The sequence below is a fragment of the Brevibacillus sp. JNUCC-41 genome (assembly GCF_014844095.1).
In the GTDB taxonomy this organism is placed as follows: domain Bacteria; phylum Bacillota; class Bacilli; order Bacillales; family DSM-1321; genus Peribacillus; species Peribacillus aracenensis.
Map to the genome: position 1 here is coordinate 1198036 of NZ_CP062163.1, position 25011 is coordinate 1223046.

The 25011-nt window shown below is 42.1% G+C and carries 28 protein-coding genes and 1 riboswitch; of the genes, 13 read left to right on the forward strand and 15 right to left on the reverse strand.

Annotation, left to right across the window (positions count from 1 at the left end; all coding sequences use genetic code 11):
* Positions 1-129: 129 nt before the first annotated feature.
* Both JNUCC41_RS05900 and JNUCC41_RS05905 read right to left on the reverse strand, forming a co-directional pair.
* Positions 130-393, reverse strand: a complete 264-nt coding sequence (locus JNUCC41_RS05900; protein ID WP_192206805.1) for a DUF2524 family protein — start codon at positions 391-393, stop codon at positions 130-132.
* 95 nt (positions 394-488) lie between these two features.
* Entirely contained in the window at positions 489-995 is a 507-nt protein-coding gene (locus JNUCC41_RS05905; protein ID WP_063234889.1) for an SMI1/KNR4 family protein, read from the reverse strand.
* A 168-nt stretch (positions 996-1163) separates the two neighbouring features.
* Here JNUCC41_RS05905 and JNUCC41_RS05910 point away from each other — a divergent pair, with 168 nt between their 5' ends.
* The 3 genes from JNUCC41_RS05910 (at position 1164) to JNUCC41_RS05920 (ending at position 3224) form a co-directional block, all read left to right on the forward strand.
* Positions 1164-2129 carry a tRNA modification radical SAM protein MnmL/YtqA gene (locus JNUCC41_RS05910; RefSeq protein ID WP_192206806.1) on the forward strand — a complete coding sequence of 322 codons (966 nt, stop codon included), beginning with the start codon at positions 1164-1166 and terminating at the stop codon, positions 2127-2129.
* On the forward strand, positions 2119-2691 hold the full coding sequence (locus JNUCC41_RS05915; RefSeq protein WP_192206807.1) for a tRNA 5-(aminomethyl)-2-thiouridylate-methyltransferase MnmM: 573 nt from the start codon (positions 2119-2121) through the stop codon (positions 2689-2691). The genes JNUCC41_RS05910 and JNUCC41_RS05915 overlap by 11 nt, the downstream gene beginning before the upstream one ends.
* A 137-nt stretch (positions 2692-2828) precedes the next feature.
* The gene (locus JNUCC41_RS05920) at positions 2829-3224 is read left to right on the forward strand and encodes a hypothetical protein (protein WP_192206808.1); all 396 of its coding nucleotides are present in this window, start codon (positions 2829-2831) and stop codon (positions 3222-3224) included.
* A gap of 70 nt (positions 3225-3294) precedes the next feature.
* Here the strand turns inward: JNUCC41_RS05920 and JNUCC41_RS05925 are convergent, their stop codons facing one another.
* The gene (locus JNUCC41_RS05925) at positions 3295-4098 is read right to left on the reverse strand and encodes an alpha/beta hydrolase (RefSeq protein WP_192206809.1); all 804 of its coding nucleotides are present in this window, start codon (positions 4096-4098) and stop codon (positions 3295-3297) included.
* Positions 4099-4308: 210 nt separating this feature from the next.
* Between JNUCC41_RS05925 and JNUCC41_RS05930 the strand changes: the two genes are divergently transcribed.
* Complete coding sequence (locus JNUCC41_RS05930; protein ID WP_192208059.1) at positions 4309-4827, forward strand: gamma carbonic anhydrase; 519 nt, start codon at positions 4309-4311, stop codon at positions 4825-4827.
* 1754 nt (positions 4828-6581) lie between these two features.
* Here the strand turns inward: JNUCC41_RS05930 and metK are convergent.
* Entirely contained in the window at positions 6582-7772 is a 1191-nt protein-coding gene (gene metK / locus JNUCC41_RS05935) for a methionine adenosyltransferase (protein WP_192206810.1), read from the reverse strand.
* Between the two features lie 167 nt (positions 7773-7939).
* Positions 7940-8102: riboswitch (SAM riboswitch) on the reverse strand.
* 430 nt (positions 8103-8532) lie between these two features.
* Here metK and pckA point away from each other — a divergent pair.
* The gene (gene pckA, locus JNUCC41_RS05940; protein WP_192206811.1) at positions 8533-10119 is read left to right on the forward strand and encodes a phosphoenolpyruvate carboxykinase (ATP); all 1587 of its coding nucleotides are present in this window, start codon (positions 8533-8535) and stop codon (positions 10117-10119) included.
* Between the two features lie 387 nt (positions 10120-10506).
* On the opposite strand, the gene JNUCC41_RS05945 is transcribed toward pckA, so the two are convergent.
* Genes JNUCC41_RS05945 through JNUCC41_RS05955 form a run of 3 tightly spaced genes read right to left on the reverse strand, consistent with a single transcriptional unit; the run spans position 10507 to position 14395 of the window.
* Positions 10507-11808, reverse strand: coding sequence for a nucleotide sugar dehydrogenase (locus JNUCC41_RS05945; RefSeq protein WP_192206812.1), 1302 nt, complete (start codon positions 11806-11808; stop codon positions 10507-10509).
* 41 nt (positions 11809-11849) lie between these two features.
* On the reverse strand, positions 11850-13166 hold the full coding sequence (locus JNUCC41_RS05950) for a glycosyltransferase (RefSeq protein WP_192206813.1): 1317 nt from the start codon (positions 13164-13166) through the stop codon (positions 11850-11852).
* 23 nt (positions 13167-13189) lie between these two features.
* Positions 13190-14395, reverse strand: a complete 1206-nt coding sequence (locus JNUCC41_RS05955) for a glycosyltransferase family 4 protein (protein ID WP_342614716.1) — start codon at positions 14393-14395, stop codon at positions 13190-13192.
* 196 nt (positions 14396-14591) lie between these two features.
* Here JNUCC41_RS05955 and wecB point away from each other — a divergent pair, with 196 nt between their 5' ends.
* Positions 14592-15728 (forward strand): non-hydrolyzing UDP-N-acetylglucosamine 2-epimerase, encoded by a 1137-nt coding sequence (wecB, locus tag JNUCC41_RS05960; protein WP_228467551.1) that lies wholly within the window; start codon positions 14592-14594, stop codon positions 15726-15728.
* A 171-nt stretch (positions 15729-15899) separates the two neighbouring features.
* On the forward strand, positions 15900-16088 hold the full coding sequence (locus JNUCC41_RS05965; protein ID WP_141994705.1) for a Fe3+ hydroxamate ABC transporter substrate-binding protein: 189 nt from the start codon (positions 15900-15902) through the stop codon (positions 16086-16088).
* A 142-nt stretch (positions 16089-16230) separates the two neighbouring features.
* Here the strand turns inward: JNUCC41_RS05965 and JNUCC41_RS05970 are convergent, their stop codons facing one another.
* The 4 genes from JNUCC41_RS05970 to JNUCC41_RS05985 form a co-directional block, all read right to left on the reverse strand.
* Positions 16231-17004, reverse strand: coding sequence for a sulfite exporter TauE/SafE family protein (locus JNUCC41_RS05970; protein ID WP_192206815.1), 774 nt, complete (start codon positions 17002-17004; stop codon positions 16231-16233).
* Positions 17005-17045: 41 nt separating this feature from the next.
* The gene (locus JNUCC41_RS05975) at positions 17046-17510 is read right to left on the reverse strand and encodes a 2-thiouracil desulfurase family protein (RefSeq protein ID WP_192208060.1); all 465 of its coding nucleotides are present in this window, start codon (positions 17508-17510) and stop codon (positions 17046-17048) included.
* Positions 17511-17739: 229 nt separating this feature from the next.
* Positions 17740-17982 (reverse strand): DUF2584 domain-containing protein, encoded by a 243-nt coding sequence (locus tag JNUCC41_RS05980; protein WP_076370015.1) that lies wholly within the window; start codon positions 17980-17982, stop codon positions 17740-17742.
* A gap of 38 nt (positions 17983-18020) precedes the next feature.
* Positions 18021-18812 (reverse strand): alpha/beta hydrolase family protein, encoded by a 792-nt coding sequence (locus JNUCC41_RS05985; RefSeq protein ID WP_228467552.1) that lies wholly within the window; start codon positions 18810-18812, stop codon positions 18021-18023.
* A 135-nt stretch (positions 18813-18947) separates the two neighbouring features.
* On the opposite strand from JNUCC41_RS05985, the gene JNUCC41_RS05990 reads away from it, so the two are divergent.
* From JNUCC41_RS05990 to JNUCC41_RS06000, 3 genes are read left to right on the forward strand one after another with little or no spacing between them, the layout of a single operon-like run.
* A complete protein-coding gene (locus JNUCC41_RS05990; RefSeq protein ID WP_370662566.1) occupies positions 18948-19949 on the forward strand; it encodes an ABC transporter substrate-binding protein in 1002 nt (333 codons plus the stop codon).
* Positions 19950-19976: 27 nt separating this feature from the next.
* Positions 19977-20747 carry an ABC transporter ATP-binding protein gene (locus JNUCC41_RS05995; RefSeq protein WP_192206817.1) on the forward strand — a complete coding sequence of 257 codons (771 nt, stop codon included), beginning with the start codon at positions 19977-19979 and terminating at the stop codon, positions 20745-20747.
* A complete protein-coding gene (locus tag JNUCC41_RS06000) occupies positions 20737-21528 on the forward strand; it encodes an ABC transporter permease (protein ID WP_228467553.1) in 792 nt (263 codons plus the stop codon). The genes JNUCC41_RS05995 and JNUCC41_RS06000 overlap by 11 nt, the downstream gene beginning before the upstream one ends.
* Positions 21529-21777: 249 nt before the next feature.
* Here JNUCC41_RS06000 and ytkD read toward each other — a convergent pair whose 3' ends face one another.
* Positions 21778-22248 carry an RNA deprotection pyrophosphohydrolase gene (ytkD, locus tag JNUCC41_RS06005; RefSeq protein ID WP_192206819.1) on the reverse strand — a complete coding sequence of 157 codons (471 nt, stop codon included), beginning with the start codon at positions 22246-22248 and terminating at the stop codon, positions 21778-21780.
* 98 nt (positions 22249-22346) lie between these two features.
* A complete protein-coding gene (locus tag JNUCC41_RS06010; RefSeq protein WP_192206820.1) occupies positions 22347-22697 on the reverse strand; it encodes a hydrolase in 351 nt (116 codons plus the stop codon).
* Positions 22698-22922: 225 nt separating this feature from the next.
* Between JNUCC41_RS06010 and JNUCC41_RS06015 the strand changes: the two genes are divergently transcribed.
* Positions 22923-23189: a DUF6154 family protein gene (locus JNUCC41_RS06015; protein WP_370662567.1), complete on the forward strand. Its 267-nt coding sequence runs from the start codon at positions 22923-22925 to the stop codon at positions 23187-23189.
* A gap of 95 nt (positions 23190-23284) precedes the next feature.
* Here the strand turns inward: JNUCC41_RS06015 and JNUCC41_RS06020 are convergent, their stop codons facing one another.
* Entirely contained in the window at positions 23285-23725 is a 441-nt protein-coding gene (locus tag JNUCC41_RS06020) for a Dps family protein (RefSeq protein WP_192206821.1), read from the reverse strand.
* 124 nt (positions 23726-23849) lie between these two features.
* Here JNUCC41_RS06020 and ytzI point away from each other — a divergent pair, with 124 nt between their 5' ends.
* Positions 23850-24005 (forward strand): YtzI protein, encoded by a 156-nt coding sequence (gene ytzI / locus JNUCC41_RS06025; protein ID WP_192206822.1) that lies wholly within the window; start codon positions 23850-23852, stop codon positions 24003-24005.
* A 37-nt stretch (positions 24006-24042) separates the two neighbouring features.
* Here the strand turns inward: ytzI and JNUCC41_RS06030 are convergent, their stop codons facing one another.
* Positions 24043-24516, reverse strand: a complete 474-nt coding sequence (locus tag JNUCC41_RS06030; RefSeq protein ID WP_192206823.1) for an S-ribosylhomocysteine lyase — start codon at positions 24514-24516, stop codon at positions 24043-24045.
* 209 nt (positions 24517-24725) lie between these two features.
* Between JNUCC41_RS06030 and yidD the strand changes: the two genes are divergently transcribed.
* On the forward strand, positions 24726-24947 hold the full coding sequence (yidD, locus tag JNUCC41_RS06035; RefSeq protein WP_370662605.1) for a membrane protein insertion efficiency factor YidD: 222 nt from the start codon (positions 24726-24728) through the stop codon (positions 24945-24947).
* Positions 24948-25011: the final 64 nt, after the last annotated feature.

Below are 25011 nucleotides of genomic sequence, written 5' to 3' on the forward strand. Positions count from 1 at the left end.
TAGTCAATTTCACCGACAATTGCAATAGCCGTACATAAACATTATCGACAGGTTTTTCATTATATATGCGATTTAAAGAAAAATTGTGCAAAAAAGGGAGCTATTCATTCATAGCTCCCTTGCTTCCATTTAATGTCGCAGTAAGATCATTTCATTCCTCAATTGATTCAACTGCTGCTTCATCCGCGAAAGCATTTCCCGTTGCTGGTCATTCGAACTGGCATACAATCGCTCCATATCCGTCAAAGCCTCTTCGATATACTTTTGCGAATTTTGAAATTGTTCATCATCATAATGCTCCTGCCGTGAGGCCTCGTTAAATTCATACTCTGCAAAATGGAGAGCCCCTTCACATTGCTCTAAAAAATGATCGACGGATTGTCTGGTTGCCATTTCAAACCCTCTCCTTCGCGTCTCATTTGGATGATTCGGAATCATCTTGTCTAGTTTGAGCAAATAACGGTTGGATTATCATTTTTTTTGAGCATTCAACCTTTATCCCAAAACTTCTCACCTTGATGGGAAATGAACTGCTCGATCCATTCAGCAAAGCCCATATGGAGTTTCTCGCCTTCTTCAAAATCATCGATATGGCCTTTTACCATTAAATACTCCTTATCGCCTTTAGCGACTGCTTCCCCATCGATGACGATATTATCTTGATAAATGCAGGCCACTTTATAGCATCCCTCGTAGGAATTTTCATATGTGTAATTAATAATATCATCCAGACTGTATAAATCATTTTCCCCACCCGATTCCACATTATCGAACAGACGGCATCCATTTGTTATTTTTAAAAACTCCTTATAATCCTCGGGCAGAAGCAGTCCGGTTTTCTTTTCAAAGGAATGAATTTGTTCATCCGAAGCAGGTGAATTGAAGGTGCAAGTGGCTTTGTATATGAACCCATCTTCATTTACTTCGATCACCTGATTATTTTCGGCTAATTTCTTTTTCATTTGATTAATCGCTTCTTCAACTTGACCGGTCATGTCCATCAGCTCCCGATTGGATATAGTCATTCAAAGATATACTGGAAATAGCAGCAAAATGTTTAGCCTTCAAGTATACAGTATACGCTTATTTTTCGAAAAAAGACCTAGCTGCGAGAATGTTGTATAATATATGTTGCTCTTTATTTTATTTAGGAGGTTGCTGATTTGAATCAAGCAAACCCATTTATATATGCAACGGATAACAAACGATATCATACATGGAATTACCACCTGAGGGAACATTTTGGACATAAGGTCTTTAAAGTTGCCCTGGATGGCGGTTTTGACTGTCCGAACCGTGATGGCACCGTCGCACATGGCGGCTGTACCTTCTGCAGTGCCTCAGGCTCTGGTGACTTTGCTGGCAACAGGGTTGAACCCCTCGACGTACAGTTCAAGAAGATCAGCGAACGGATGCATCATAAATGGAAAGATGGAAAATATATGGCCTATTTCCAAGCGTTCACGAATACGCATGCACCCGTGGCAGAGCTTCGCGAGAAATACGAAAGTGTATTGACCCAGGAAGGTGTCGTCGGACTCTCGATCGCGACACGCCCGGATTGCCTTCCGGATGATGTAGTCGAGTATTTAGCTGAATTGAACGAACGCACCTACCTTTGGGTGGAGCTTGGTCTCCAGACCGTTCATGAAAAGACCGCAACGATGATCAACCGTGCCCACGACTTCGATTGCTACAAAGAAGGCGTCGATAAACTGCGTAAACACGGCATCCGCGTATGTTCCCATATCATCAATGGCCTACCTCAGGAAGATTACGGCATGATGATGGAAACAGCCCGTGAAGTCGCCAAACTCGATGTGCAGGGGATAAAGATCCATTTACTTCATCTATTAAAAGGGACACCGATGGTCAAACAATATGAAAAAGGCCTGCTCGAATTTCTTGACCGTGACGATTATGTCAGCCTGGTATGTGACCAGCTCGAAATAATCCCTCCAGAAATGATCGTCCATCGCATTACGGGTGACGGTCCGATCGGTTTGATGATCGGTCCAATGTGGAGCGTCAATAAATGGGATGTCTTGAATGCCATTGACGCCGAATTGAAACGCCGCAACAGCTGGCAGGGAAGAATCATCACACGGAGGTACAATCATGAAGCTTGATCGAATTTTGCCATTCGCCAGGATTCTGCTGGAAAAAGCGGTCCGCCCCGGGGATATAACCATGGATGGGACGATGGGCAACGGTTTTGATACGGCCTTTCTTGCAGGGCTTACAGGTGTAAATGGACATGTCTATAGTTTCGATATTCAGAAAGAAGCGATCCAAACCACAGCGGCGAAACTGGACGCCGAGAATTTACAAGAGCGCTGCACCCTCATTCACGATGGGCATGAACATTTAAGCAAATACATCAAGAATGAACATTCCGGAAAGATCACAGGTGCCATTTTCAACCTAGGCTACCTTCCTGGCGGAGACAAATCAATCATTACCCAAGCCGATACGACAATATCAGCCATTGAACAGCTGTTCGGACTGATGGCGCCTGAAGGCATCATCATCCTCGTCATTTACCATGGTCATCCGGGGGGATCGGAAGAACGGGATGCATTGATGGATTACGTAGAGAACTTCCCTCAACAGAAAGCCCATATCCTGAAATACGGGTTCATCAACCAAGCAAATAATCCGCCATTCATTGTCGCGATTGAAAAAAGATGATGACTTTTGACACCGTTCGCCACGAACGGTGTTTTTTCAATCCCAACTCGCAGGCAGCAGAATTACCAATCATAACTTTTTGAATTTTTCGTCTATAATGATTATAATGATAGAAAATAGATAAGAGGGTGCAGAGAATGGAACATTTGCCTACTTCATTACTGACGGATATATTGACTGAAAAAATCAAAAGGGATTCAAATGAGCAATACGGGGATTTTGTCAGCTCGCTTAACTCGTTGACAGAAAAACAAAAAAACATGGAGGACCTCAAACAATTCGATCATCATTTTGATAAGTTCCTGCCACAGCTCGATTTAATGATTTCCACCCAAAACCATGAAGCGATCATGAATATGAAAGCGACTCTTTTGGACCTATTCGCCAATGACTTGACCTTCAAATCCATTTATCTTCTATCGACCGCATTATCCAATAAAAAAGAACTTACACATTTAAAACAATTTATGTATCCGGTTACTTTCTGGGCACCGGTCATCAAATCGAATGAAATGCTTAAAAACGCAGGCTGAACCAAATAAAAAAAAGCTGCCGAGATTTACATTCGGCAGTTTTTTCATTTATCGTGAAAGTATGTACTGATCAAACGACATACCCTAATATCTTTAAACGGTTTTCAACAAAACTCAGCGCATATTGAAATACATCATCCCGCTCTGGTTCATTGAAGATTTCATGATAAAGCTTCGGCCATTCCTTATATTGCTTTTCACTGGCCAAGTTATAATTAAACCACTCACGAACCGCCTTCTTATTCACGATTCGGTCATCTCCGCCCTGCATGACCAAAAGCGGCACATCCTGAAATTCAGGGATCTCTTCAAAAGCATCCTTCATGGCCTGTGCAAGCTCGCGATACCAGCGGATTGAAACCTTCGTGATATATAATGTATCGTTTCTATCGGATTCACGGATTTCCGCACTTCTCGTTGCCATTTCAGGTGTCAATCCGGAATCTACCCTGAACTGAGGCATCACGATGTTCAAACCATGCGAGATGGTTGTAAGGAACTTCCGCGGCTTCGTTACGAGGCCCAAGCATGGAGAAGAAAGAATCACCCCTGCAATGTCCCATTCCTCTTCCTGAAGAAGGCGTATCGAAATCAAACCACCCATGCTGTGTCCAAGCAAAAAGACCGGCAACGAATATTCGTAAGCCTCTTCTATCCAGCTTTTCACTTCGTCCAAATACTCATCAAAGGAATCGATATGTCCCCGGTAGGCGCGAGTTGTCATACCCTGCCCAGGAAGGTCGCCCATGACGACATGGTATCCAGCTGAAAGCCACATTTGTGTTACCCACTTATAACGTCCGTGATGTTCCATTGCCCCATGAATGATGACAATGACTCCTTTTGCGTCTCCTTCTGTCTCCCATTTCCACATTCGAAATCCCCCTTTCGCTTTTCACTTGTTGTGTACGATTCATGATAGTCAAAATAATATATATAAATTATAACCATATTCGTGATTTTCGACAAAAAAGAAATCTAACAAGTTGTACATTGCTATTATAAATAGCCAAGTGTATTTGCATACGGTATATTAAAATAATACATAAAAACATTCACTTCGGAAAGGAAATGATTGAAATTGATTATTTATCCGTATAAAGGCAAAGAACCTGAAATCGCTGAAAGCGCTTATATCGCTGAGAATGCTGTCGTGACAGGTGATGTCAAAATCGGCGACGAAACATCCATTTGGTTCAATTCCGTCATTCGCGGTGATGTATCCCCAACCATCATCGGGAAAAAAGTCAGTATACAGGATAACAGTGTCCTGCACCAAAGCCCAAATAATCCATTGGTCATCGAGGATGAAGTGACCATTGGCCATCAGGTCATTTTACATAGCTGTAAAATCCGCAAAGGAGCTTTGATCGGCATGGGATCGATCGTGCTAGATGAAGCCGAAATCGGCGAAGGGGCCTTCATCGGTGCCGGCAGTCTCGTTCCCCAAGGTAAAGTCATTCCACCGAACATGCTGGCATTCGGACGTCCAGCTAAAGTCATTCGCGAAATCAACGAAGAAGACCGCCAGGATATGGAACGCATTGTACGTGAATACGCCGAAAAAGGACAATACTATAAAACGGCGGAACGAATAAAGTAACTCACCACCAATTGACTGAAAGTTACGAGTATTATACTGAAACTCACCAGTAAACGTTACAGACTCACAAGTAAATGCTACTAACTCATGAGTAAACTGCTCTACTCACGAGTAAACTGCTCTTACTCACGAGTAAACTGCTACTAACTCACGAGTAAACTGCTACTAACTCACGAGTAAACCGCTCTAATTCACGAGTAAACTGCTACTAACTCACGAGTAAACTGCTCTAACTCACGAGTAAACTGCTCTAACTTACGAGTAAACTGCTCTAACTTACGAGTAAAACGCTCTAACTTACGAGTAAACTGCTCTACTCACGAGTAAACTGCTCTAACTCACGAGTAAAACGCTCTAACTCACGAGTAAACTGCTCTAATTCACGAGTAAACTGCTCTTACTCACGAGTAAACTGCTTTAATTCACGAGTAAAACGCTCAAACTTACGAGTAAATTCTACTAACTCACGAGTAAAACGCTACTTACGAGTAAACTGCTCTAATTCACGAGTAAATTCTACTAACTCACGAGTAAACTGCTCTAACTCACGAGTAAAACGCTCTAACTCACGAGTAAACTGCTTTAATTCACGAGTAAAACGCTCTAATTCACGAGTAAACTGCTCTTACTCACGAGTAAAACGCTCTTACTCACGAGTAAACTGCTACTAACTCACGAGTAAACTGCTCTAATTCACGAGTAAACTGCTACTAACTCACGAGTAAACTGCTCTAACTCACGAGTAAACTGCTCTAACTTACGAGTAAACTGCTCTAACTTACGAGTAAAACGCTCTAACTTACGAGTAAACTGCTCTACTCACGAGTAAACTGCTCTAACTCACGAGTAAAACGCTCTAACTCACGAGTAAACTGCTCTAATTCACGAGTAAACTGCTCTAATTCACGAGTAAACTGCTCTTACTCCACGAGTAAACTGCTTTAATTCACGAGTAAAACGCTCAAACTTACGAGTAAATTCTACTAACTCACGAGTAAAACGCTACTTACGAGTAAACTGCTCTAATTCACGAGTAAATTCTACTAACTCACGAGTAAACTGCTCTAACTCACGAGTAAAACGCTCTAACTCACGAGTAAACTGCTTTAATTCACGAGTAAAACGCTCTAATTCACGAGTAAACTGCTCTTACTCACGAGTAAAACGCTCTTACTCACGAGTAAACTGCTACTAACTCACGAGTAAACTGCTCTAATTCACGAGTAAACTGCTACTAACTCACGAGTAAACTGCTCTTACTCACGAGTAAACTGCTCTAACTTACGAGTAAACTGCTCTAACTTACGAGTAAAACGCTCTAACTTACGAGTAAACTGCTCTACTCACGAGTAAACTGCTCTAACTCACGAGTAAAACGCTCTAACTCACGAGTAAACTGCTCTAATTCACGAGTAAACTGCTCTAATTCACGAGTAAACTGCTCTTACTCACGAGTAAACTGCTTTAATTCACGAGTAAAACGCTCAAACTTACGAGTAAATTCTACTAACTCACGAGTAAAACGCTACTTACGAGTAAACTGCTCTAATTCACGAGTAAACTGCTCTAACTCACGAGTAAAACGCTCTAACTCACGAGTAGTTGACCCAAACAAACTTGTAAACGCCCCTGACTCACGCGTATTGCACGTAAGTTGAATTTTTTTGGGATTTCTTGAATTATTCCCGCTGACGGCAAAATTAATCCATAAAAAAGGTGCCCCGCTAATTGCGGGACACCTTTTTTTATATGGATTACGCTTGTGCTTTTAATGTTTCTGCTTTGTCCGTGCGTTCCCATGGAAGATCGACATCTGTACGGCCAAAGTGTCCGTAGGCAGCTGTTTGTTTGTAGATCGGGCGACGAAGGTCAAGCATTTTGATGATACCTGCTGGACGAAGGTCGAAGTTAGCGCGAACTAGGTCAACAAGGACTTCTTCGCTAACTGTACCAGTTCCGAACGTATCAATTGAGATAGATACTGGCTCTGCAACACCAATTGCGTAGGCCAATTGAACTTCCGCTTTGTCGGCAAGTCCGGCTGCCACGATGTTTTTCGCAACATAACGAGCAGCGTATGCAGCAGAACGGTCAACTTTAGTAGCATCCTTACCAGAGAATGCACCGCCGCCGTGGCGAGCGTATCCGCCGTAAGTATCAACGATGATTTTACGTCCAGTAAGACCAGCATCCCCTTGAGGTCCGCCAATTACGAAACGGCCAGTCGGGTTGATGAAGTACTTAGTATCGGCATCGATCAATTCAGCTGGAACGACTGCCTCGATCACGTGTTCTTTTAGATCGGCTTGAATTTGTTCAAGCGTAATTTCTGCATCATGCTGTGTAGAGATAACGATCGTATCTACACGAACAGGAACGTTATTTTCATCATATTCCACAGTTACCTGTGTTTTACCATCAGGGCGCAGGTAAGCAAGAGTTTCATCTTTACGGACTTGAGCCAAGCGGAATGAAAGTTTATGCGCCAATGAAATCGGAAGCGGCATAAGCTCTTCTGTTTCATTACAAGCAAATCCGAACATAAGACCTTGGTCCCCTGCACCGATTGCATCGATTTCTTCCTCTGACATGTTTCCTTCACGAGCTTCCAATGCTTTATCGACACCAGCTGCGATATCGGCAGACTGCTCATCAATGGAACTCAACACTGCACAAGTTTCAGCATCGAAACCGTATTTCGCACGTGTGTAGCCAATTCCTTTAATCGTATCACGAACGATACGCGGAATATCTACGTAAGCGGAGGTTGTAATTTCACCGGCAACAAGTACAAGACCTGTAGTTACGCTAGTTTCACACGCAACACGTGCATTTGCATCCTTAGCTAGGATAGCATCTAAAATGGAATCTGAAATCTGATCACAAATTTTGTCCGGATGGCCCTCTGTAACAGATTCAGAAGTAAATAGACGTTTCTTTGACATCGTATTTCCTCCTTGGAAGTTAGTATGTTGCAGGCAAAAGCCTGAATTTTACGGAACTCGTTTCCCTCATTAGTTTCAACTATAGACACAGAATTACTTATTAAAAAACACAAAAACCTTCCCTGGCAAATGAGGAAAGGTTTAACATTCTGTCTTCTATCCTTTCACTCTTATCGTTCAAGGGTTTTTTACCTTGCTCAGGTTAGCACCATCACCACTATTCCTTGAAGACCTTCGCTTTATTTTCGGCGATCGATCTTGGAGTCAAGTTCAATATGGCAGGTTGCTGGGTTTCAAAGGGCCTGTCCCTCCACCAACTCGGGATAAGAGAATCCGTACAATTTAAGATATTATCGTATCTGGCTGGAACTTGTCAATGCTTTTCTAAAAAGATGATATCCATCCAGAATGGCGTTCATTTGAAAAAACATGTTGATGCAGCGTCCTAGAAGGGCTTACAATGCAAAATACGAATAGAAATGTTGTAAATTGCCATTAATAATAAAGTAATGAGCATCCGAAAAGGAACGACATCCTGACTTTCCCTTTAGCCATATATTGCTTACTTACTTCCTATTAAAATAAAATTATCTTCATGAAAGTTTATGCGGTAATCCTGAATCGGTTCCTGCCGGATTAAAATGATTAATGCAACTAACTGAAAATAATCACAAATTAAAAGAAATAGTATAGACTAATTAAATGAATGTGTTATACTAATTGTAATCTAAAAACTTAAACAAAGGAAGGTACCTCATATATGAATTCTGTAGACGTTTCTAATGAGTTACACCAATTATTAACAGGAAACAATGTGCAAACTCAACTTTCAGTTCCTCAATTGGTCGAAAAAGTATTAAGCAGAAATGAAGGCGTTCTAACATCCACCGGTGCGGTAAAAGCTGAAACTGGCAAATATACAGGTCGTTCACCTAAAGATAAATATATCGTTGAAGAAGCATCAGTTAAAGATAAAATCGATTGGGGTCCAGTGAACCAGCCAATTTCCGAAGATGTATTCAATAAACTATATAATAAAGTAGTTGACTACCTAAAAGCAAAAGAAGAGATTTTTGTTTTTAAAGGTTTCGCTGGTGCAGATGAATCATCACGTCTTCCGATCCGTGTTGTTAATGAATATGCTTGGCATAACCTTTTCGCCCATACTTTGTTCATCCGTCCAAACGAAGAGGAATTGAGAGGTCACGAAGCTGAATTCACAATCCTTTCTGCACCTAACTTCAAAGCAGACCCGGAAGTTGACGGAACTACATCCGAAACTTTCATCATCGTTTCATTTGAACGCCGTACCATCCTGATCGGCGGAACGGAATATGCAGGAGAAATGAAAAAATCGATCTTCTCGATCATGAACTACTTACTTCCAGAGGCTGGAATACTTCCAATGCATTGCTCTGCAAACGTAGGACGTGAAGGGGACGTCGCTTTATTCTTCGGTCTGTCCGGTACAGGCAAAACGACTTTGTCTGCAGACACGAGCCGTAAACTGATTGGCGATGACGAGCACGGCTGGTCTTCTAACGGCGTATTCAACATCGAAGGCGGCTGCTATGCGAAAACAATCAACCTTTCACGTGAAAAAGAACCACAAATTTTCGATGCGATCCGTTTCGGTGCCGTACTGGAAAATGTTGTTGTTGATCCGGATACACGCGAAGCGAACTATGATGACAGTTCATTGACTGAAAACACTCGTGCTGCTTACCAAATGCAAGCGATCGATAACATCGTGAACCCAAGTATTGCAGGACATCCAAATACAATCATTTTCTTGACAGCTGATGCTTCAGGCGTTTTGCCTCCAATCAGCAAGCTTTCCAAAGAACAGGCAATGTTCCACTTCCTAAGCGGATACACTAGTAAATTGGCTGGTACTGAAAGAGGCGTAACTTCACCGGAAGCTACATTCTCCACTTGCTTCGGTTCACCATTCTTACCGCTTCCAGCTACACGCTATGCCGAGATGCTTGGTGATAAAATCGACGAGCACAATGCAAAGGTATACCTTGTCAACACTGGATGGACTGGCGGTGCATATGGAACTGGAAGCCGTATGAAACTGGCTTACACCCGTGCAATGGTACAAGCTGCACTTGAAGGTGAATTAGCGAACATCGAAACGATCAAAGATGATATCTTCGGTTTGGATATCCCGCTTCATGTTCCTGGTGTTCCTGATGAAGTGCTTCAACCAATCAAGACTTGGGCAGATCCTGCAGCCTATAAAGAAGCAGCAACAGACCTTGCCGCTCAATTCCGTGCAAACTTCAAGAAATTCAAAAGCGTTCCAAGTGAAATCGAAGAACTTGGCGGACCGACAGCTTAATAAATTTCACACAAAAGGATCAAGCTCTTGGCTTGGTCCTTTCAGTTTGTCGACAAGAAAGTATCTCTTCCCGAACCAAGAATATGTTTTCCTTCATGGTTTCTTTATTAAGCAAAATAGGGCGAAAAATGGCGTCTGCGGTCGTATATAATGCTGGGCAGGGCGAAAAACGGCGCTTGCAGTCGAATAACTGGCTTCCCCATCCCCCCAGATGCCCGCTTGTGAGACGCTTGGCAGACACAGACAGTCTCGGCGGAAAGGAATGTTTCTACAATTTGTCTGAAAGGATCAAGCTCTTGCTTGGTCCTTTTCTTCATTGGAAAAAGGGCACTGTCATAGACAGCGCCTCCTTTATCCTTATTCCATTAACGATGTTTGTCCAAGTTTTTAGATGATCGCTTTATTCCTGGCTTTTTTCATGGACATCGTTTTGTATTCATATATATTGCCCAGGTTGGCCACCGGGACTTCTGTTTTAGTTGCATCAATGCAATTGCGTGTATCCAAAATCAATTTATTGCTCATGAGATCCGATAGCTTATCATAGTCCATCCGTTTAAATTCATCATGGTCAGTCAGGACAAGTATCAAGTCGGCATCATTTACAGCGTCTTCGACAGATACGACTGGCATCTTTCCGGATTGGACATGCGGGTCATGCAAGGCTACATCCATGTTGTCCATCCCCATCAAGATATTGACGACATCAATGGCGGGACTTTCTCGAATATCATCTACATTTCCTTTGTATGCAAGACCGAAAACAGCTACTTTTGGATTCCGGATCCCCTCTAGCATCATCCTTACGGAATTAACGATATAATAAGGCATCGATACGTTGGTATCACGGGCCAATTTAATGATTCTCGCATACTCTGGTGCCTTTGCAACGATGAAATATGGATCGACCGCCAAACAATGGCCGCCAACGCCAGGCCCAGGTTGGTGTATATTCACACGAGGGTGTTTGTTTGCCATCGATATGACATCCAAAACATTGATGTCAAGCTCGAAACAGATTTTCGTCAGCTCATTCGCAAGGGCGATATTGACATCCCTGAAGGTGTTTTCCATCAGTTTGGACATTTCAGCCGTTTTCGCATCCGTCTGAATGATTTCCCCTTGAACGAAGGTTTTATAAACAAGACTTCCTTTATATGAGCATGTTTCCGTGATGCCTCCGACGATACGGTTATTATGGACCAACTCTTCAAGAATCCTTCCAGGTAAAACACGTTCCGGACAATGAACGAGGAAAATGTCTTTTCCGATGGTAAGGCCCGTCCTCTCGATCAGCGGTTTAATATGATCATCCATGCTTCTCGGCGCTATCGTCGATTCGATAATGATGACATTCCCTTTTTTGATAAAAGGAAGAATGTTGGAGGTTGCATCCATGACATGAGTTAAATCACAAGATTGATGTATGTCCTTTTTATTTGGTGTAGGCACCGCGATAATGAAAACATCCGCATGTTCCGGGCTTAACGCAGCTCTGAACTTATTGGAAATAAGCACTTCTTGCAATACCTCTCCCAAACCTGGTTCTTCGATATGGAGCCTGCCGCTATTCAAATTGGAAATAATCTCAGGATGGATATCCACGCCGACAACATCGACACCGTGTTTCGCAAACATTAAAGAAGTTGGAAGTCCTATATAACCAAGTCCGATTGTACAAAGTTTCATATAAACCACTCCTATCTATTTTTCTGCTACACTCACATTCGTTAGGCTGTTTGATAGATTTCGATAAAGATTTCCTTCTCTTGTTTCCAATTGTACTTTTGTCGCGCCTCCAGGCAGTTATTGCTCATTTCCGCCCTTTTTTCAGGATGTTTCAATAAGTAATTGACGCCTTCGGCAATTGATTTTGGATCATGTGAATCGACACACACACCGATTTTTTCTGTATCGACAACCTTTTGAATTTCAGGAAAGCTGCAGGCAACCACAGGCACACCGCTCATCATGTATTCAAACAATTTATTTGAGGATGCGGAGTAGTGATTAAAGCAGACATTATTCAATATCTGAAAACCTAAATACGCATTTTTTGTATAGTGGAGCAGCTCGTCGACCGGAACCTTCGGCAGGAACTTCACACGATGCTCCAGATTCATGTCTCTAACTTTTTTCATTAATTCGTCCTTGATTCTTCCATCCCCGATAAAAACTACCGTCCCGCCTTCGATCATCGGTACAGCATCAACCAATTGCTCCAATCCTCTTCCCATTTGCACGCCGCCTTGGTATAACAATATCGGTTCATCCTCTGGCAAATCGAGCAGCTCATGCAAATTCACGGCCGTACTTTCCTCAGGATTGGTTGGTATCGGGTAGTTATGGACCACCTTGGGATACAGACCATATAAGTCTTCGTTATACTTAGCTCTCGTATGGTTTTCGGCAATCATTTCATCGACGAACATTAATAGGAATTTCTCCATCAGCCCGTAAATTCGGCTATTATATCCCGTTCTGCTCGTTTGCACCTCATGCGAGTCATAAATCAGCTTTTTTCTTCTCAACCATTTACTGCTGATCGCTCCCTGCATGAGCGTATTCAAGTCATTCGAATGATAAAAGTCATATTTCCTTTTCCTGCCATGATAGATCATTTGACCAAAAATATAGCTCCTTGTTAATAGGGTCGGCAGCTTCGTTTTAGTGATGATCATGGTGCACATCGCAAGGAGTGCAAGGGAACCGAACAGTATTCCCGATCCCAGCCAGCCGTTGATCAAGTTCAAGTTCCACAACGTATTCCAGACCAATAAGGCCAATAGAACGATTTCAAACTTCTTTTTCTTCAATTTGCCTACGATCCTGAGAACCCTATGAAGCCCTTCCCAGCGGTTATTCACCCTAGTGACGGAGAAACCATTTTGGTGTTTCTCCTTTTTGGGCAAGCCCTCGATTTTCCAGTTATGAATGGCAATTAAATCGACTTCATAACCAGCTTCAGTAAGTGCTGTGCACTCTCTTAGAACCCTCGCATCGTTTGTAAAGTGATTCCACACGAACATACATACTTTCTTCGCCATGTTGTCCTCCACTTCCGGATTTTTCAGCCTGACGCTTCCATCACATTGATGAGACCTTTAATATTTTTAGACCATTGAAAATGTTGTTTAGCATACCGATGACCATTTTCCCCCAGTTCTTCACGAAGGGCTGGATCTGAGGCCATGGTCAAGATATGTTGACAGATTTCATCAACATTCCTGCTCTCTGCCACCAACCCGCATTTCGCCTCTCTGAGCATCTTCTTGGCCCTGCCGTCCACATCACCGACAATCGGTTTTCCGACACACATATAATCGATGATTTTACCAGGCAAAACTTTATTGAATACTTCTTTTTCAACCAAGCTCACATAGGCAATATGGGATGTTGAAACTTCATGAAGGGTCACTCTTCGATTCATCGCATTAATCATCTTAATATTAGTCAGCCCTCTAGAGCTTATCTCCTTCTCCACTTCGGATATCCGATATCCATATCCAATCATCGAGAACTCGATTTGTTTATGTTCCCTTAGCTTTTCAGCCACGGCTATCAGTTTTTTCAAGTCCTGAGCCAGTCCGATATTTCCCGCATAAACGACCTTGATTACGTTTTCCGATACGGGTGTAAGCAAATTCTTTAACGTCAGCTCATCCGCAGTAAGCGAATTAGGGATGAATTGGATGGCCTCTTCCTGGACTCCCTTTGCAACGATATAATCCCTGAAACCAGGACTATTGATGATAATAAAATCCGAATGCCGATATAGCTTCCTTTCCAGGAAGAAGGCGATTTTCAAAACCCACTTATTAGTGAATACCCCAACTCCTATCAACGATTCCGGCCATAAATCCCTGACATCGGTAATGAGTTTCGCCTTCATCTTCTTCTTGGCGATCAATGCCGCAAATGTCGGGAAGATCGGCGGGGTCGTGGCGAACACATAATCATATTTTTTTTCGAGACGGATAATTGTATAAATGAAAAGCCACATTGCTTCAAGATAATGAAGCAACCGCTTCCCCATATTGCTTGTATACCTCTTCACTTTGTCCGGTTTAATCCTGATGACATCTTCTTCAATGCTATCTTCATCCCAAAACTTTGTATCTTGATATAAACTTTGATTAGGATAACTCGGCTTCAATGTGATGACCGTTACCTCAAATCCGTTTCTTTTCAAATGGAGATATATATTTTTCATTCTATTTCCCGCACTTCCGATTTCCGGATAAAAGTTTTGTACGATCATCAGGACGCTTTTCATATTCGCCTATCACCTCTATTCTGCTGAGCTATGCTTCCTGCTTTATATTGTAAATGCCAGATATTAACTGAAGGTTAAAGAATTATAAAGTCCTCATTAATATTGTAAAAATTCTGTTAATAATTGTTTCATTTTTAAATTTCCCATGAACTTCCCGTTATAATGGGGGAGACATTCAGAAGAGGAGGAAATGAGCATGCCTAATCAACGTATAAAGGTCATGACCGTATTTGGTACAAGACCAGAGGCTATCAAAATGGCACCAGTCGTTTTGGAACTGAAAAAGCATCAAGAAGAAATAGAAACCATCGTGGTGGTCACTGCCCAGCATAGGGAAATGCTCGACCAAGTCTTGCAATGTTTTCAAATAAAGCCAGATCACGATTTGGATATGATGAAGGATAGACAAACATTAGAAGAGATTACGACTCGAGGGCTTGAAAAATTGAGTTCGCTCATGAAAGATATAAAACCGGATATCGTCCTCGTACATGGGGATACAACGACAACTTTCATCGCAAGCTTGGCAGCTTTCTATAATAAGATACAGATTGGCCACGTTGAAGCTGGTCTCCGGACTGGTAATAAGTATTCTCCATATCCTGAAGAAATGAATAGGCAGCTGACGGGCGTCTTGGCTGATTTGCACTTTGCCCCAACTAATCAGGCGGCAGAGAATCTGATTTTGGAAAATAAAAAGAGTGATTGTATCCATATTACTGGAAATACGGCTATCGATGCTTTGAAAACAACAGTACGAAAAGACTATGAACATCCGATTCTATCTGGCTTGAATGGAGATCGTATGTTATTGATGACAGCGCACAGACGAGAAAATATCGGAAAACCAATGGAAGAAATATTCCGTTCCGTCAAACGGCTGCTTGAAGATCACACAGATATCCAAGTCGTTTACCCGCTTCATAAAAATCCAGTAGTCCGTGAAATTGCTTACCGGATTTTTGGTGAAACGGAAAGACTTCACTTAATAGAGCCGCTTGAGGTGCTTGATTTTCATAATTTTGCGGCGCACGCCCATCTAATATTGACAGATTCCGGAGGCGTGCAGGAAGAAGCCCCATCACTAGGCGTTCCCGTTCTCGTGCTGCGCGATACGACGGAACGTCCGGAAGGAATCGACGCTGGCACTCTCTTATTGGCAGGGATTGAGGAAGAACGAATTTATCAATTAGCCTCAGACCTACTTACAAATGAAGAAACCTATAAAAAAATGGCGACAGCTTCCAACCCATATGGAGATGGATTCGCTTCACAGCGGATTGTCGAAATCCTGTTAAAGCATTGCGGAATGAAATCCCCCCTTCCGTTATGAAAAAGTAGAAGAAAATAATGAGAAAAGCCTGTCACATAAGCGGCAGGCTTTTTCTATTCAGCCAGATTAACAAAGAGTACAAAACTAATCCTAATTTGAATTTGAAAATGTTAGATACCTATGTGATAGTTTGGGTAGATCAATAACTTTACATTGCTTGGAGGTGTTTAGATGTTTGGGGAAGATCCCAAGTGTGTTAAATGTGGTAAAGAAATTAAGGGGGACGAAGTCGTTCTTGTGAAAATGCGTTATCCAAAGCGTAAAGGGATGACTGAAATAAAGGCATATTTAAAAAATGAAGGAAGCTTCATCTGCGAAGTTTGTTTTGATAAAGAGGATAAAATCTCCCTGCCGAATTGATAGTCATGATACGCAACAGGAGGATTACATGAAAAATCAAGCAAGGTCAAGGATCAGTTTGGCGTTCAATGGGACTTGAATTTCACAAAATGAATGTAAAAATGGCCGAAAATACAACTTGTATCTCCGGCCATCTTTTATCTCATCCAAACACATGAAAATAATTCAAGACATTTTTTCCAATCAATAAAATCGTGACGCAAATGAATAATATCCGTACATATGAAGCACCTTTCTTAATTGCGAAGTTCGTTCCGACCAATGCTCCTGCGACCATTGCCAGACCCATCGGAATTCCATAGGCAAAATTGACGGTCCCCATGGATAAGAAAATGATAAGTGCGGCAATATTGCTTCCGAAATTCAATATTCTTGCATTTCCGGCAGCCTGGACAAAATCAAACCCGATGATCAAAAATGAAAATAATAAAAAGGACCCTGTGCCTGGTCCAAGAAAACCATCATAAAAACCAATCGCAAATATTATGAGTATCAAAAGAATCATTTTCTTCCTTTTCAGCCCTTTATACTTTGCATCTTTACCCCAATCCTTTTTTACCAACGTATAAATCGCGACAATGACCAGCAAAATCAAAATGAGGGGCTTCAGTATCTCTGCGGAAACGAAATGTACAACGTATGCTCCTAACGCCGCTCCAATCACAGTAATCGGAAACAGCTTGATGACGAATTTGAAATCCACTTTTCCAGCCCGAATGAATGAAATCGTACTCGTTAAAGATCCCATTGTACCCGCCAGCTTGTTAGTGGCAAGTGCCGCTGAAGGCGAAATCCCCGTGAACAATAATGCCGGAATGGAAATCAATCCGCCCCCGCCCACAACGGAATCGATGAATGCGGCAATAAAACCGGCAAGTACTAAAAATAGCAAAGTATAAAGATTGATATCCTCCATGTATTCCCCTTCTTTCAAAAGCACTATCTATAATGCCTTACTCATTTTCCATCCAGATAATCGAATAACCTTTCCTCTGAAATGACCGTGAATCCATGCCGCCTAAGCAAAGCCGCGGTCACTCCATTCCCGACCTTCTTCTCCCCCTTGAATTCCCCATTATAAATCGTGGTACTTCCACAGGATGGACTATTTTCTTTTAAAACGACTAACGTCGCCCCTAACTCCTGGGCTTTCAATAACGTAAGATTCGCTCCCTTTATGTACAATTCCGTTACATCCCTGCCCGACTTTTCGATGATCTTCGCTTTTCCATCAAGGACATCCCCACCTTCACCGCCAACTATCTCCGCAGGATCCCTCGGTGTCGAAAAACCGCCAAGCAACTCAGGACAAACCGCTATAGCCTTTTTCTCCTTCACCAATTCCATAATTCTTTCATCCAAGCTGTGTGTACCATTGTATCTAACCTCAAGACCCGCTAAACAAGAACTCACCAAAATCATCAAATCACCCAACCTTATGCGCTTTACACCATTTTACCATTTTACCATTTTTTAAATGACAATCATTTCGAAGATTGAATCCACCAGGGATAAGATGTCGGTTGAAATATTGGCGTGTAAGCCGAATGATGTGCGTTTACGGTCCATTTCTTTGGTGCACAGGTCGAATTATGCAACAAATCAAAAAAAGCGCTTGCTGCGAGACGATTCCCGGCAAGCGCTTGTCTATTTAGTTAGTAGAGTTCAGTGATAGTAGTTGGTACGTAATGATGGTCTTTTCACTTGTCCATTCAATTTTTTGAATAACGGCTGTTCCGCTTGAGTCAGATTGAATCGTCTTGCGGACATCGATTGGAATATCGATAGGGTATAACCTGTAACCATCTTTCGACAGCCGAAAAATGTTTTCTTCTTCACGGGTTTCGTTACCTTTAGTAACGATCATGGTATTTAGCTCCATAGGCATGCCCATGTGTATCTCCTCCTCTTGCCAATATATATTTCATTCTATCATTTTTCGGTTTTACTTTTCATCCAAGATGTTAAATCTTCGACTACTTTTCTGTTCACGGCGGGTGGGAAGTAATGCGTGAATTGAGGGAAATACCAGCTTTCGACCTCTTTGTCGTGCATTTTCAACCTTTTTTCCAACCGGTACGCGTGTTCAATGGCGACATTGTCATCTTTTTCACCATGAATGATAAGAACGGGTACATTCAAATCTTCAATTGCAAACAATGGCGTACGGTATTCATATTGATCGGGGCATTTTTTAGGTGTTCCGCCGATGACCCGCTTCATCATCCGACGCATATCGACACGCTCGACATATGTTAAAAACATATCCGATACACCACCCCAGGTGACGATCGACGCTGCATTCCTGCAGTATATCCCAGTCCAAAGCGCCATGATGCCGCCACGGGAAAATCCGAGGATATGAATGTGATCCTTGTTCACCCGGGGGTGCTGTTCAAGAAGATTGAATCCTGCTATCGCATCGAATCTATCTTCGCCTCCAAAATCCTCATCTCCCTCCCCGCCTTGATTCCCACGGTAGAAAGGGGCAAAAACGATGAAGCCTTCAACAGCATACTGCACGATCCTTGCAGGCCTCACCTTGCCGACATTTTTTATCCCGCCGCGTAAATATAAGAAAGCGTCATGTATTTCACCATCAACCGGTTCAGCTAGCAGCCCCTTTACTTTCAGGCCTTGTGATATGTATGTGACTGAATAAAGATGGATTCGTGGATGCGGTGATGGAAACCGCCGTTTTGAAATAATCGTTCCGTTCTCCAATTTCCACTCTCCTTTCTCTTTATTCTTATTGTAAAACATCCGCTTGTTTTTATCCCCTGAGAGGCATTCACATTTTTTTCATCCGTTCATACGATAAGGTAGGCAAAATACCTATATATCAAGGAGGAAGGAATTTTGAAAAAATGGTGTAAAGCAGGTGTCGTATTTTTACTTCTGTGCATGCTGGTGATCCCGCTTGGAGCATGTGGCAACAAGGAACAGGAAACAACGAAAGTCAGGGTTGCCGAAGTAACCCGCTCCCTTTTCTATACACCGCAATATGTAGCGATTGAAAAAGGATTTTTTAAAGATGAGGGTCTCAGCATTGATTTGAAAACGACGGCAGGCGGCGACAAGACGATGACCACGCTTCTGTCCGATGGGGCTGATATTGCTCTCGTTGGCTCTGAAACATCGATTTACGTTCGGGCACAAGGTTCGAACGACCCGGTCATCAATTTCGCTCAATTAACACAAACGGATGGGACGTTTCTTGTTTCACGTGAAAAAATTGACAACTTCAATTGGGATATGCTGAAAAACTCTACATTCCTAGGCCAGCGAAAAGGCGGGATGCCCCAAATGGCCGGCGAGTTCGTCTTGAAAAAACATAACATAGACCCGAAAAAAGATTTGAACCTCATACAGAATATTGATTTTGCGAATGTCGCAACTGCGTTCGCTTCCGGAACCGGCGATTTTGTTCAACTGTTCGAACCAACGGCCAGTGTGTTTGAAAAAGAAGGAAAAGGCTATATCGTCGCTTCTTTCGGCTCCGAATCCGGGCATCTTCCCTATACGGTTTATATGGCTAAGGAAAGTTATTTGAAAGAAGACAAAGAGACGGTCAAGAAATTCACAAAAGCATTGAAGAAAGCACAGGATTGGGTTCAGGAAAATGACGCTGCCGAAATCGCCAAAGTCATTCAGCCGTATTTTGAAGATACCAATCTCGAGACGATGGAAACAGTTATCAACCGCTACAAAGAACAAGGTTCATTTGCCACAGATCCCATTCTTGATGAAGAAGAATGGATCAATCTGCAAAACGTCATGGATGAAGCAGGCGAGCTGCCTTCACGTATAAGCCATGATGAGCTGGTCAATACCGATTTTGCTGAAGAAGTCACAAAATAGCATAACTTAAGGTAAGGAGGATGTCCGATGAGCTTTTTAAAGATCCAAGACATTCACCATACTTATTTTTCAAATCAGACGGCAGCGACCGCACTGGCGGACATTTCCCTCGACATTGAAAAAGGTGAATTCGTCTCTTTTCTAGGTCCGAGCGGCTGCGGAAAGACTACCCTGCTTTCCATCATCGCTGGACTATTTTCGCCTACTTCGGGAAAGATCCTGCTCGAAAACAAACCGCTGAAGGCCAACAGTGACCTTTCAATCGGCTATATGCTGCAGCAGGATTATCTATTTCCATGGAAGACGATAGAAGAAAATGTTTTATTAGGATTGAAACTGATTAAAAAGGATGAAGGTCTTGAGAGAATAAAGACGCTGAAACTATTAAGTGACGTTGGATTGGGAGGCACCGGAAAATCATATCCACGCGAACTCTCAGGCGGAATGAGGCAAAGGGCCGCACTGGCACGGACACTGGCGGTCGACCCAAAAATCCTTTTGCTTGATGAACCCTTCTCGGCCCTTGATTACCAAACGAAGTTGAAGCTGGAAGACCTTGTTTTTGAAACCCTGAAATCCTTCGGAAAGACAGCCGTGCTCGTCACCCATGATATCGGTGAAGCCATCGCAATGAGTGACCGCATTTACCTGTTTTCCGCGAACCCGGGAAGCGTGCACAAAACATTCGAGGTACCCGATGAACTGCGTGAACTGACGCCTTTCCATGCACGCAACCACCCACATTATCCAATGCTATTCCAAACGATCTGGAAGGAGCTTGAGAGCCTTGAATATTGAACAGCTTCATAACCAATATAAAACCAAATTAAAAAAGGAAAACAGGCTCATTCGCTTTTATCAGATCCTGATTTTCATCTTTTTTTTCAGCAGTTGGGAACTTTTTTCCCGGATGGAATGGATTGATCCGCTCATCTTCAGCTCCCCAACCAAAGTGTGGCACCTTTTCATTCAAAAATTGGGTGATGGAACACTTCTATCCCATTCCGGAGTGACGCTATTCGAGACCGTTCTCGGCTTTATCATAGGGACATTGCTTGGAACCGTCCTGGCATCCCTGCTTTGGTGGTCACCAAGATTATCCAAAACACTAGACCCCTATCTCGTCATTTTAAATGCCATGCCGAAAGTGGCACTCGGCCCCATCATCATCGTTGCATTCGGCCCTGGCTTTCCATCCATCATCTCGATGGGGGCGATCATCTCCATCATCATCACCACCATCGTCGTCTACACTGCATTTCGCGAAGTGGACCCGAATTACCTGAAGGTACTCCAAACTTTTGGCGCCACAAGAACACAAGCTTTTCGGGAAGCCATCTTACCCGCCTCTTTCCCAACGATCATCTCGACATTGAAAGTGAATGTCGGCCTCTCCTGGGTCGGCGTCATCGTGGGGGAATTCCTAGTTTCGGCCAAAGGACTCGGCTACCTCATCATTTATGGCTTTCAAGTCTTCAACTTCACCCTCGTAATGCTTGCCTTGATGATCATTGCCGTCTTTGCCACAATCATGTATCAACTAGTAGAACTTCTCGAGCGAAAATTAATCAAAGACTAACCAAACTGCCGATAACCCTCGGCAGTTTTTCATTCATGCTAGAATGAATTGAGTCTTTGGCGGTTTACTCGTGAATTGGACTTTTACTCGTGAGTTCCAGCGATTTATTCGTGAGTTTCGACCGTTTACTCGTGAAATTTGGCGGTTTACTCGTGAATTGGCGGTTTACTCGTGAGTTTCACCCATTTACTCGTGAGTTTCGACCGTTTACTCGTGAATTCAGGCTATTTACTCGTGAATTCAACAGATTCACTCGTTTCTCAGCAAAATGGCATCATCCAGTCTTGATAAGCTCAATGGTACAATCTCGTCTTTCATGATGAAGCTAAACTCCTCACCGAGTACATCCGGCAATGCTTCCAAAAAGATCGGGCCTTCCGTTTCCAGGTAATCCTGTTTTTTCTCTACTTCACTTAATGCAGCGTAGTATATTGATTTAACGAATGGCTTCACTGGATCATGTACTTTATATTGTCCCAAAAATCGCAGCTGGCCCACAAAGCCTCCTGTTTCTTCATACACTTCCCTTATGGCCGTTTCTTCAATCGATTCCCCTGCTTCCCGCTTTCCTCCGGGGAACTCCAATCCCCGCTCTTTGTGTTTGGTCAATACCCACCTGCCTTTATATCTGCTGAGCACTAAAACATGCCAAGACTCTCCAAAGACAGGATTCTCGGAGTATTCCACCTTATATCCGTTCTTATCAAGAAAACGCTTCATTTTTCCCCTTCTCTCCGTTTAAGAAATAATGCTATGTCCTTCTTTCATTATATGGGTAAAAGCTAGAATCTGCATCACATCAAAAAAACGATGGACCCTCAATATTCGAGGCCATCGTCAGTTGGTTTTGCCTGTAAAATCCCCATGCTTTCTATATGCCGTTTTCCTTCATCGGTACCTAGAGCATAAATCATCTCGTAAATTTTTTGGAGCGTGATATCCTGTTTATCATTTTCACGGTCAAAATGGTATTGAAGGTATGGGACATGTGAGCGGTAAAAATTTTCTTCGCCTATTGAATAATTATAATCAAATAATTCACGTAACTTGATGATTTCATTATCGGTCGCCTCGATTTCGAAATTCCATGGAGAGCTTTCCCTATCTTGTGTTATCTGCCCATTCGGAAGCCAAATGTAATATTTTTTCCTGTTTTCGGACACATTCATCCACCCTTTCCATATATCCTACGCTTATTTTTCACGTATTTCTCTACTTCATACAATGGAAAATTTTGTTTACAGAAGAACAAAGATGTTAAATAATAGATTAAAGTATCTTTCAAAGGGTAAAACATATAATAAGCCCAAGCATCCCTTAAGATTTTTATATGCACCCAGAGTTTTTTTTGATAACCTACATATAAAGAGATAACGGATTCTAATAAATGTGAGGTGAGAGTTTTGAAGTTAATTGAAGAATTATACAATATGTACCGCGATAAGATGACTGGTGATGAAGAAGATATTGATATGCTCACTTTTGCGGTCCTGGAACAGCTTGACCGTAAGGAAATTTTCGAATTGCTTCAAGAGATGGATGATCAAGAACTGACCAATTTAATGGGCCTTTACATTATTGAAACGTTAAAAGGGAAGTTCGCCCAAAATAGTTTGAACGATACGAAACCTACACATTTTCCGCCTAGGAATATTCATTAATACATACTTTGTCCGGTGTCCCTCTTTTGATGGATGCCTTTTTTATTGTTTTAACCTAAAAAAAAGCCCTGCCGAAGCAGGGCTTTTCCTAAATCTTAATGTCCTAAATACGCACGCAGCATCCAAGCATGTTTGTTTAGGCTTTTCTTCATGCCTGTCAGCATATCAGCCGTAACCGGATCTTCTTCTTCGGCAACTTCGATGATTTCCAGGAACTCTTCGGAAAGCTTCTCAAAATCACTGATGACGCTTTGAACCATATCTTCTGTATTTTCATTACCTGTCGCTTCTTCGATCGTCGTTAATTCCATATACTCTTTAAGCGTAGCGACCGGTTTTTCACCAATGGCCAATAACCTTTCAGCCAATTCATCATAGTTGGATGTCACTTCTTTATATAACTCCTCCAATTTTTGGTGAAGTTCAAAGAAGTGCGGTCCATTCACGAACCAGTGGTAATTATGAATTTTCGTATAAAGAACACTGAAGTTTGCAATTTCCTTATTTACTAAAGTTCCCAATTTTTTCTGAACCATGAATATCTACCTCCGTAATTTGGTTATACCTTTATAATTCCCTCTATTCGAAAATTGAAACATTATCTGATACGGTTCTTATGCTAAAATGAATCTAAATTGTGAACGTTAGGAGCTGTGAAGTATGATTACGGTTTTAGTCATCTCCATCATTGTGATTCTGATTGTATTGGCCTTATCGGTCCTAACAATCGGAAAAGGGTACAGCTACAAGCATACAGTGGATCCCATCGATCCTTTGCCTAAGGAAGAGGGGGAAAAAGGAGAACCCGAAAAATGAAAAAAGTTCCTGTCACAATAAGACAGGAACTTTTTTATTAACCGAAAACTTTATGAAGATCTTCTTTATCTTGTGCAAGCCAGAAATTCATTAATTTCTTGGCCCCTTCAAGATCATGCAATTTTGCTTGGCCGCATTGTTTTTCGTTTGCCGCTGGAATTTCAGTAATTGTAACAGCATCCTTGAATGTATCTTCAAGAACATCGATGATTTCCATCACTGTCGGCTCACCGCTGACAACAAGGTAATATCCTGTTTGACATCCCATTGGCGAAATATCGATAATATCAAAGTGATCGTAGCGCTCGGAATGTTTACGGATATTGAATGCAAGCAAGTGTTCCAGGGTATGGATCGTATCCGGCTTCATCGCTTGTTTATTCGGCTGGCAAAAACGGATATCAAATTTATTAACAACACCGTCTGTTCCTACCTTATGGACACCGCAATGTCTAACATATGGGGCTTTAACAGCATTATGATCTAATTCAAAGCTTTCAACTGAAGGCATTTAATTCACTCCTTAATTGTATGTCATCTCTATTTTACCTTGAATAACAATATATTTCATCCATTAAAATTAATTCTTATTATATCTATCGGATTACCCCAATGCTTATTCCTTTTTTACCCTTATTGGAAACCTAGAAAATATGCTATAATGAAGGGTAGTGAATATACTCGAAAAGAGATGAAAGCCTTGTGTTGAAAAAAATATTAATGGGAATCATCCGTTTTTACCAAGTTGCCATTTCTCCATTAAAACCGCCTACTTGCCGTTTTTACCCAACTTGTTCCCATTATGGTTTGGAAGCGATCAATCGTTTCGGACCTATAAAAGGAAGCTGGTTAGCACTCATCCGGATTCTTAAATGTCATCCGTTTCATCCAGGGGGCATTGACCTTGTTCCCGAGAAAAAAGAAAAAAGTGAGGGCCAATAGAAAAAAACCTTGCTTTCTATTGCAATTTTTTGTATCATACAGAAGTCAAATCGTAATCATTTCG